The organism is Rhizobium sp. TBD182, from assembly GCF_001950375.1.
In the GTDB taxonomy this organism is placed as follows: domain Bacteria; phylum Pseudomonadota; class Alphaproteobacteria; order Rhizobiales; family Rhizobiaceae; genus Agrobacterium; species Agrobacterium tumefaciens.
Genome location: NZ_BDLN01000010.1, coordinates 73,502 through 80,704 on the forward strand (window position 1 = coordinate 73,502; position 7,203 = coordinate 80,704).

The 7,203-nt window shown below is 57.2% G+C and carries 8 protein-coding genes; 3 read left to right on the forward strand and 5 right to left on the reverse strand.

The genetic code is table 11. The features are described 5' to 3' along the window. Positions 1 to 185 precede the first annotated feature (185 nt). Positions 186 to 659: an Lrp/AsnC family transcriptional regulator gene (locus T18_RS22755; protein ID WP_038496941.1), complete on the reverse strand. Its 474-nt coding sequence runs from the start codon at positions 657 to 659 to the stop codon at positions 186 to 188. Between the two features lie 102 nt (positions 660 to 761). Here T18_RS22755 and T18_RS22760 point away from each other — a divergent pair, with 102 nt between their 5' ends. Beyond that, on the forward strand, positions 762 to 1,307 hold the full coding sequence (locus tag T18_RS22760; protein WP_038496944.1) for an RBBP9/YdeN family alpha/beta hydrolase: 546 nt from the start codon (positions 762 to 764) through the stop codon (positions 1,305 to 1,307). 519 nt (positions 1,308 to 1,826) lie between these two features. Here the strand turns inward: T18_RS22760 and T18_RS22770 are convergent. From T18_RS22770 to T18_RS22780, 3 genes are all read right to left on the reverse strand, one after another. After that, on the reverse strand, positions 1,827 to 2,891 hold the full coding sequence (locus tag T18_RS22770; protein ID WP_051489759.1) for an alpha/beta fold hydrolase: 1,065 nt from the start codon (positions 2,889 to 2,891) through the stop codon (positions 1,827 to 1,829). Further along, a complete protein-coding gene (locus T18_RS22775; RefSeq protein WP_139322519.1) occupies positions 2,888 to 3,358 on the reverse strand; it encodes a GNAT family N-acetyltransferase in 471 nt (156 codons plus the stop codon). The genes T18_RS22770 and T18_RS22775 overlap by 4 nt, the downstream gene beginning before the upstream one ends. A 140-nt stretch (positions 3,359 to 3,498) precedes the next feature. Next, positions 3,499 to 4,020 carry a MarR family winged helix-turn-helix transcriptional regulator gene (locus T18_RS22780; RefSeq protein WP_038496953.1) on the reverse strand — a complete coding sequence of 174 codons (522 nt, stop codon included), beginning with the start codon at positions 4,018 to 4,020 and terminating at the stop codon, positions 3,499 to 3,501. Between the two features lie 46 nt (positions 4,021 to 4,066). Between T18_RS22780 and T18_RS22785 the strand changes: the two genes are divergently transcribed. Together T18_RS22785 and T18_RS22790 are read left to right on the forward strand one after the other, a co-directional pair. Beyond that, complete coding sequence (locus tag T18_RS22785; protein ID WP_173865429.1) at positions 4,067 to 5,272, forward strand: MFS transporter; 1,206 nt, start codon at positions 4,067 to 4,069, stop codon at positions 5,270 to 5,272. Positions 5,273 to 5,399: 127 nt separating this feature from the next. After that, the gene (locus T18_RS22790) at positions 5,400 to 6,665 is read left to right on the forward strand and encodes an MFS transporter (RefSeq protein ID WP_046205693.1); all 1,266 of its coding nucleotides are present in this window, start codon (positions 5,400 to 5,402) and stop codon (positions 6,663 to 6,665) included. 235 nt (positions 6,666 to 6,900) lie between these two features. Here T18_RS22790 and T18_RS27860 read toward each other — a convergent pair. Then, positions 6,901 to 7,203 (reverse strand): AraC family transcriptional regulator (locus tag T18_RS27860; RefSeq protein ID WP_323455252.1); only part of this gene is annotated, 303 nt, incomplete at its 5' end.

A 7,203-nucleotide genomic window follows, 5' to 3' on the forward strand; every position in this document is an offset into this window, starting at 1 on the left:
TCAAAGCCAGCCGCGCCCGCGAGAAAGATCACAGGGACTTCCGCAATGCTTTAACTCGCTTGGGATCGAGTGAGAAATCCGCCCTTCGTCGATGGTTGGAGGTGCTGCATCCAGGACATGCCTGGATTCAAGAGCTTCAATCATGCTGACCGTCTACTTGGAGCAGAACTCCAGGCTTTGGGCACCTAGCTTTTCAGTAGCTCACGTCCAATACGCTTGACCGGCTCGCTGCGCAGAACAATCGCCGTAGTAACCGAACCATAGCGAGCAACCGCATCGACAATGCTTTCCAGCTCGGCTGGTGTGGGCACGATCACTTTCAGATGGAAGCAGTCCTCTCCTGTCAGCCTCAGGACCTCAATGACCTGCGGCATCTCGGAAAACTGCTTCAGGCAAGTTTTGATGTGTTCATGCGTGGTACGCAGGCGGACGATCGCCATCATTCCAAGACCTACCGAAGCAGGATCGATAACAGCCCTGTAGCCGTTGATGATGCCTCGTTCTTCAAGCCGCTTTAGACGTTCGGACGAGGCCGGCTGAGAGAGGCCGACCCTTCTTCCAAGCTCGGAAACGCTGATGCGCCCATCGTCCTGCAATATTTCGATCATGGAAATGTCTGTTGGATCGAGTTCGGGACGGGTGTCGAGATGCTTTTTCATGACCTTGAATCTATCGGTTTTCGGAGCTTTTCTCCGATGAATGCCTATTTTTCTCGTTCTCGTAAATGCCCATGATGGGGGCGAACAACGAAGAGGCGCAGTATGACAGAAATCATTCATTTGCCGGGTATCGGCAATTCCGGCAAGCTCCACTGGCATACGCTTTGGGAGGACGCCGATCCCTCCATATGCCGTTTTGCCCCGACAAGTTGGGATGACCCAGATCTTTCCGACTGGATCGCGGCGTTGGAGGAAGCCGTGCGTGCCGCGCAAACGCCGCCCATTCTGGTTGCCCATAGCCTGGCGTGCCTGCTCGTCGCCCATTGGCATCACGTTTCTGATCTGCCAATCAGAGGGGCAATGTTGGTCGCCGTGCCTGATCCGGCATCTCCGGCTTTTCCCCCACAGGCGATAAGCTTTGCAGGCGCACCTGAGACCAAATTCCGATTTCCCTCTCTCATCGTGGCAAGTACCGACGATCCCTATGGTTCGCTGCCCTATGTCCAGACCCGAGCAGAGCTGTGGGGTAGCGATTTGACGATAATTAGCGCGGCTGGCCATATCAACGGCCAAAGCCAACTCGGCGATTGGCCAGAAGGAATGGCACTTCTGAGAGACTTTGTGATCCTATCAACGTCCCAGATATGATACTCATGGTCGAAACGAAGATCCGTGGGCTTCAGGAGACTCTTAGCTGCCAGGTCTCCGCATGCCTGGCTTCATGCCATCGGGGCATTGTCCTTGATACACGGCCTTGACCGTAGAAATCAGCTGATCGTCTTTTCCACCTATTCCCTGAAACAAACTCACGGAAACAAAGTGGTAACCGCTTTTGAAATCCCCGTCATAGGTGACGGTAAGTTTTACCTTGCCGGTCATCGAGGATTGGCAGTTCGCCTCAATTTTCCGGGACCTAAGCTTACCCACACTATTGGACACAACACACTCCTGCGCGAAATTCGACCAGATATCTGTCTCCACGAAGTTGGTAAGAGTGTCATCGACGCACAAACTCCCCTTTACCAGGCGATTGTCCGGAGAGTCGAATACCCACAAGCCTGGCTGACGCTTTGGAAAGTCGTCAGCGGCGACGGCTGCGTGGGGCCATGGTGCTAGCAAAACTACAAGTGGAAGAAACTTAAGAGACATGTCATTCCGATCCATCATCTATTTTAAAGAACAGCGCCGCAGAATGGCGCTTCCCCGTGAACGCAAATCGCCAACGGCGGTGTTTTCCAGCCGCACTGTATTCACAACCTCGAGAATGGCGGCAATCACCACATCGGGCCGAGTGAACTGGATATAATGTCCGGAATCCGCTAGAAGCTGGTGTCGGCTGCGCGTCGACCAGGAGGCTTGGTCTTCGTGCAGCTTCCTCCAAACTTCACGACGACGCGTGTCCTCCTGCCGAGACATTTTCTCTGCACTTAAAGCGTCATTGCCGAGCGGTGCCATTGCCGTGAGCACGACCAACGGACGGTCACCCAGGGTGCGGAGACCGCCGGCCTCCCCCAGCGTCCGATCGACATTCATATTCTCGGACACCACGGCCGCCAGCGAGGTGCTGATAAAGGCGTTGGCCTTCTCCGTGACGGGTACCGGAACATCATGTGCTCCGTCAGCCGTCGCCATGAGGCGGATAATCCCGGTCCATGCAAGGGTCGACGCGATCTGCACGGCCTCGCCGGTGGAATCCAGCGTAGCTTTCGCGACTTCGGCGAATCGGGCGACCTGATCCGGATGCGAGGCATCAACGAACACCAGGCCCGCTACTTCGTCGCCAAATTTCCGGGTATAGGCCATGCTGTAAGGTCCACCGATCGAATGACCAACCAGAATGAAAGGTCCCTTTTCTCCGGCCGCAACCAGGACGGCCTGAAGATCTTCTGCCACGGCATCGGCGTGCTGCAGCGTGGACTTCGGCTCGCTCCACATAATTCCGGCGCGATCATAGGCACAGGCGCGGGTGAAGCGTCCAACGCTGTCATGTACCTTTGCCCAGGAAAGCGTCCCGTAACCGTCCAGTCCTGCCTCAAAGATGACGGCCGGCGATCCCTGTCCACGGCAATCGAGATGAATATTGCGTCCTCCGACATCAATCAGTCTGCCCTGGGGTGGGTATTTTGCCCTGGCCCAATGTCGCGACAGCGTCTCGTAGGCACTGCCCACCGCCACCGGCAGAACGACAAGTGCAACCAGGCCCAGGGGAACAAGCTTGAGCGAGAGCTTCATAAGGGTTTGACCATCCGAATAGATTCGGCCACGAAACCCTCACGCTCGTAAAAGTGGATAGCGCGCTTGTTGTCGGCAAATACATCCAGGCTCAGAAACCTGTATCCCTGTCGGCGCGCCCACATCTGTGCTTCATCAATCAGTCGACGCGCTGCACCTGTTCCCTCGGCTTCCTCAACAACGCCAATAATGGCGACGTGGCCGCAGGCTTCATCAGTTACTCCATCGCGGCCTGGGATCAGATGGACGTATCCAAGTGCTCGATCCTCAGTGGATAGAGCAAGGAGGGTCAGAGAGCCCGGAGCGGCTTCCTCCAAGGTTGAGGCCATGAATCTCTCTTGGAAGCCTTTCATTGTGTCGAGCGTATGCCAGGAAGGGCATGGAACGCTGTAGAGACGAGGCGCAAGACCAAACAAAAATGCTCGATCGCCTGCGGTCGCTTCTCTGATCGTGACGTTATGGGACAACTCCGAATCCTCAGTTACATACGGGCAAGCTGGTGAAAACTGGCCGTTTCCGACCTGCCGTGGCTTGCAGAATTTGAAGATAACCGTCGCAGGCGGCTCACCTCAGCGGCATGCCATAGCAAGAACCGCTTCTGGCGCACTCATCGTTTTGGCATGTCATTTAGGCTTGCAAGAAGTTTGATCGTTAGCGCATTGAACTGCTCCTGCTCAACCTTTGTTAGTCCGGCCAACGCAGTTCGTTCGTTTTCGACATGCTCTGAGAGGATCGCGTCGATCAATGAAAGACCTTTTGGCGCCAGCGCCACCAATGTGCCGCGTCGGTCTATGGGGTGGCGCCGCCGCACGACTAAACCATCCCTTTCAAGGCGGTCGATACGAGCGGTCATCCCGCCCGATGAAAGCATGGCGGCTTCGTAAAGTTGGGTGGGCGTGAGTTCGTACGGTGCTCCTGACCGCCGTAGCGTCGCCAGGACGTCGAACTCCCCACTTTGCAAGCCGTGCTGCACAAAGAAAGGGTTGAGACGATCACGCATGATGATCTGCGTGATTTCTCCCAGGCGCCCCAGCAACTCCATTGGAAACGGGTCGATATCAGGACGCTCCTGCCTCCATTGCGCAGCCGCGGACGCTGCCCGGTCTAGGTCCTTGAAAACTTCCGACATAAGATATATCTCGACATTAAGATTCTTTCCGTTGAGATAACATCATATGCACAATTCAGACATCGATCAACCATATATTCGCCGGCCGGCTTGCACTTCAAACACCCTTGCAATCATCGCCGTTATCGCCGTTGCCCTGAACTTGCGACCAGCTCTCGCTGCGTTGGGTCCCGTCCTTGACCGGATTGAAGCAGCATCGGGCCTCACATCGACCGGTGCGGGCGCGCTAACGACTCTTCCGGTATTTTTGATGGGCTTGGGCGCACTCGTCGGCTCTTCCCTGCAGCGATGGATCGGGGATAGACGCGGCATTGCTCTGGGGGTGGCGATCATCGCGCTTGCCTGCATAGCGCGGCTCTTCTGGTTTTCCAGCGCCGGGCTTCTCGCCAGTGCGGCAGCATGCGGTCTCGGCATTGCTGCCGTTCAGGCGTTGATGCCGGGGTTCATCAAGCGGGTCTTCCCGTCCAACGCAGGGCGCGTCATGGGATTGTACTCAACCGCCATCATGGGGGGCGCAACGCTCGCAGCCGCGACAGCGGCTGGTTTGTCCCGTTTCGTAGGTTGGGAAGCAATGCTGGGACTGTGGGGGCTGCCTGCTCTCTTTGCCCTTGTTCTATGGCAAGGAGCATCGTCTTCGGATGCCTCCGCGCAGCGAACGGTGTCCGGTCAACCCATTGGTCGATCCCCGTCACGAAGCGGCAAAGCCTGGCTTCTGCTCATCTTCTTTGGTGTCGGTACGGGCGCCTATACGCTTGTCCTGGCATGGCTGCCACCTTTCTATGTTCAACTGGGGCGCAGCGAAGATATTGCCGGCTATATGCTTGCAGGTCTTACGCTGATGGAGGTTATCGCCGGTCTTGCTGTGTCGGTGATGATCGATCGCTTCCGCGATCGTCGGGGACCGCTGATCGCGGCTCTTTTCGCCGTTCTCGCAGGACTGACCTGCTTGATCATAATGCCACTGACTTTGGCGCTTCCCGCAATGATCCTGCTGGGGTTGGGGATCGGCGCGCTGTTTCCGCTGTCGCTGATCGTGACGCTCGACCACGCCGACGAACCGGCAAGTGCCGGCCGCCTCTCGGCCTTCGTTCAGGGAGGCGGCTACATCATCGCAAGCATGATGCCCTTTGCAGCCGGCTGGCTGCGCGGCCATTCAGATGATCTGTCACAAGCCTGGATCATGATGGCTCTCGGGATCGGTCTGCTTATCTTGCTTGCGATGCGTTTCTCTCCCGAGGAGCGCATCATTTGACCGAATTCGCGACATGGCAGGTCTCAGCGCTCTACGTTGCAAAAGTCGACGTTTCATTTGATTAAAGGAACCGGAAGTTTCGCGAATGCGGCTATGCCGCCCCGACGATGAGGCTGATGAGGGTGCAATGAAGCAGGAAAAACAACGACTGAACTACGTCCTGTTTCTGGTTGCGGGATCAGGACTGGTGACGATCGCACGCGCAATGACGCTATCGTTCCTGGCCATCAAGCTGCAACAGTCGTTCGGGCTCGGTCCTGCCATGATCGGTGCGCTACTGGGGATCGGTCCGCTGTTGGGCGCTGTCGCAGCTCCTTTCGCAGGCTCCCTGTCGGACAGGGTAGGGCGCAGAACTATGCTGACGCTCACACTGCTTTTCATGGCGCTTGCGCTGATCGGTATGGGATTGGCTGAAACCGTCATCGCCTTCTGCATTGCCCAGATCGTTGCCGCAGTCGCGCTCGCGATCTATGAGCCGATATCGCGTGCTCTGATGAGCGATGTGTGCCCGCAGCCACTGCGCCTCAAATATTTCTCATGGCGCTACACTGCTACGAATGCCGGCTGGGCCATCGGACCGCTGATCGGCATTGCTGCAGGCGCGGCCTCCACTACTCTTTTCATCATTGCGGGCGCCGTTTATGTGGCGTTCGCCGTCGCCTTGCACCTGTTGCACGTGCCCATCCATCGAAGTGATGACGTTCCTCAGGCGACCGCACCCGTCCCATTGCTGGAGAGTCTTAGCGCTGCGATCCGCGATCCCCGGCTTGCCTTCTTTGTCGGCGGCGGCACACTGCTGATGGCGGTCTATGGCCAGTGGTCAGCAACACTCGCCCCGTACCTTACGGGAAATGTCGCTGGAGGCATGGAAATTTACGCCTACCTCGTTTCGATCAACGGCGCAGTCGTCCTGATCGGGAATCCGTTCGCCCGCAGGTTCATCGAACGCGCAGGCGCTCTCAACGGCCTTGTGACCGGCTGCGTGCTGTTTGCTTTTGGGGAACTCGGCTTTCTCAGTGCCGTCGGCTTCTGGGGACTGGCAGCATCAATGGTTGTTTTTACGATCGGAGAGATTCTCGTCGTGCCCTGCGAGTACACGCTGGTCGATGGTATCTCGAACGATCGTAACAGAGGCAGCTATTTTGGTGCTCATTCATTCTCGACCGTCGGCAACTTCATCGGACCGACACTCGGCGGCGCCATGCTGGGTGCTTTTGGCGGAGCTGGCATGTTCCTGCTGTTTGCCGGTTTTGCGGGACTCAGCGCCATCTTGTTCGCCGTCGGGACAGGCATGCCGCCTCCGAAAGCAGCAGCACCGCAATCCCCGTCGGGCTCGACGGAAGCTACGATCGGACCACATATCGCGGCGCGATCATTGTTGCATGAATCGTGAAATCGCGAGGCCGCTGTCACCTCAATAAAATTGGAGAAATTTGATTGGCGCCGTTGAGGCGCGGCTGGTCACCTGCTGGCCGTTGGGCAAAACGATTGCGGTAAGTCCCGAGGCTGACCCCATGATGCCGGCCAAATTGAAGCCTCAGGTTTTCGGCGCTTCCAAGTCCAGTCGCTCTGCCAATCTCATCGGGTGCGGTCGTGCTGGTTTCAAGCAGAATGCGGGCTTGCTCCAGTCACTCCCTCAGGATCCACTTGAGCGGGGATAAACCGGTCAGGGACTGAAAGCGACGCTGAAAAGTGCGCTCGCTCATGCCGGCGTGGCGGGCAAGTGAACTGATTGTGTGCGAATCCTGAAGGTTGGCGAGAATGTGATCGAGGATCGACGACAGGCGGTCAGCCTCTCGCCTCAAGGGCACGGGCCGCTCGATGAACTGGGACTGGCCGCCCTGACGATGGCTATACATGACGAGGCGACGCGCCACCGTATTGGCAAGTTCCGCCCCGAAATCCGACCGGACGATATGCAGACACAGATC

Bases quoted from the DNA above. Each gene is read 5' to 3' on its own strand.
- T18_RS22755 (WP_038496941.1), bottom strand. From the start codon at position 659: ATGAAAAAGCATCTCGACACCCGTCCCGAACTCGATCCAACAGACATT.
- T18_RS22760 (WP_038496944.1), top strand. From the start codon at position 762: ATGACAGAAATCATTCATTTGCCGGGTATCGGCAATTCCGGCAAGCTC.
- T18_RS22770 (WP_051489759.1), bottom strand. From the start codon at position 2,891: ATGAAGCTCTCGCTCAAGCTTGTTCCCCTGGGCCTGGTTGCACTTGTC.
- T18_RS22780 (WP_038496953.1), bottom strand. From the start codon at position 4,020: ATGTCGGAAGTTTTCAAGGACCTAGACCGGGCAGCGTCCGCGGCTGCG.
- T18_RS22785 (WP_173865429.1), top strand. From the start codon at position 4,067: ATGCACAATTCAGACATCGATCAACCATATATTCGCCGGCCGGCTTGC.
- T18_RS22790 (WP_046205693.1), top strand. From the start codon at position 5,400: ATGAAGCAGGAAAAACAACGACTGAACTACGTCCTGTTTCTGGTTGCG.